General features: G+C 50.9%; 1 rRNA gene. It reads right to left on the reverse strand.

Annotated features, from left to right (window positions below):
* Nucleotides 1–58: 58 nt before the first annotated feature.
* Nucleotides 59–1,603, reverse strand: a 16S ribosomal RNA gene (locus AACV32_RS07980).
* Nucleotides 1,604–1,837 lie beyond the last annotated feature (234 nt).

The following is a 1,837-nucleotide window of genomic DNA, read 5'->3' on the forward strand; positions in this document are numbered from 1 at the left end:
TCTCTTAAACTGTATAAACCATCAATCTGTGTGGACACTCATCAGTGTAATCTTCGTATAAGGAGGTGATCCAGCGCCAGGTTCCCCTAGCGCTACCTTGTTACGACTTCACCCCAGTCATGAACCACAAAGTGGTGAGCGTCCTCCCCGAAAGGTTAAACTACCCACTTCTTTTGCAGCCCACTCCCATGGTGTGACGGGCGGTGTGTACAAGGCCCGGGAACGTATTCACCGTAGCATTCTGATCTACGATTACTAGCGATTCCGACTTCATGGAGTCGAGTTGCAGACTCCAATCCGGACTACGACGCACTTTTTGGGATTCGCTCACTATCGCTAGCTTGCTGCCCTCTGTATGCGCCATTGTAGCACGTGTGTAGCCCTACTCGTAAGGGCCATGATGACTTGACGTCGTCCCCACCTTCCTCCGGTTTATCACCGGCAGTCTCCCTGGAGTTCCCACCATTACGTGCTGGCAAACAAGGATAAGGGTTGCGCTCGTTGCGGGACTTAACCCAACATTTCACAACACGAGCTGACGACAGCCATGCAGCACCTGTCTTACAGTTCCCGAAGGCACTCCCGCGTCTCCGCAGGATCCTGTAGATGTCAAGAGTAGGTAAGGTTCTTCGCGTTGCATCGAATTAAACCACATGCTCCACCGCTTGTGCGGGCCCCCGTCAATTCATTTGAGTTTTAATCTTGCGACCGTACTCCCCAGGCGGTCTACTTAACGCGTTAGCTCCGAAAGCCACGGCTCAAGGCCACAACCTCCAAGTAGACATCGTTTACGGCGTGGACTACCAGGGTATCTAATCCTGTTTGCTCCCCACGCTTTCGCATCTGAGTGTCAGTATCTGTCCAGGGGGCCGCCTTCGCCACCGGTATTCCTTCAGATCTCTACGCATTTCACCGCTACACCTGAAATTCTACCCCCCTCTACAGTACTCTAGTGAACCAGTTTCAAATGCGGTTCCGAGGTTGAGCCCCGGGCTTTCACATCTGACTTAATCCACCACCTGCATGCGCTTTACGCCCAGTAATTCCGATTAACGCTCGCACCCTCCGTATTACCGCGGCTGCTGGCACGGAGTTAGCCGGTGCTTCTTCTGTCGCTAACGTCAAATGATGCTGCTATTAACAACACCACCTTCCTCACGACTGAAAGTACTTTACAACCCGAAGGCCTTCTTCATACACGCGGCATGGCTGCATCAGGCTTGCGCCCATTGTGCAATATTCCCCACTGCTGCCTCCCGTAGGAGTCTGGACCGTGTCTCAGTTCCAGTGTGGCTGATCATCCTCTCAGACCAGCTAGGGATCGTCGCCTTGGTGAGCCATTACCTCACCAACTAGCTAATCCCACCTAGGCATATCCTGACGCGAGAGGCCCGAAGGTCCCCCTCTTTGGCCCGTAGGCATCATGCGGTATTAGCCATCGTTTCCAATGGTTATCCCCCACATCAGGGCAATTTCCTAGGCATTACTCACCCGTCCGCCGCTCGCCACCCAAGGAACAAGTTCCTCTGTGCTGCCGCTCGACTTGCATGTGTTAGGCCTGCCGCCAGCGTTCAATCTGAGCCATGATCAAACTCTTCAATTAAAGTTTTGTTGGTCCTAAGACCGGCTCAATGAATACTGACTTCAAAACTGCTCTTACTCGAAAGTAAAAAAGTAATTTTAAAGCTATTGTTGTTCCAACAGAACAACAATGAATTGACTGTGCCAAAATCAAGTAAACTTGATTCTGATTGGTCACTCAGTTCATTGATAAATCTTTTTTGATTATCATCAACGAGTGCCCACACAGATTGATAGGTTTATATTGTTAAAGAGC

The organism is Vibrio sp. B7 (assembly GCF_963888765.1).
In the GTDB taxonomy this organism is placed as follows: domain Bacteria; phylum Pseudomonadota; class Gammaproteobacteria; order Enterobacterales; family Vibrionaceae; genus Vibrio; species Vibrio anguillarum.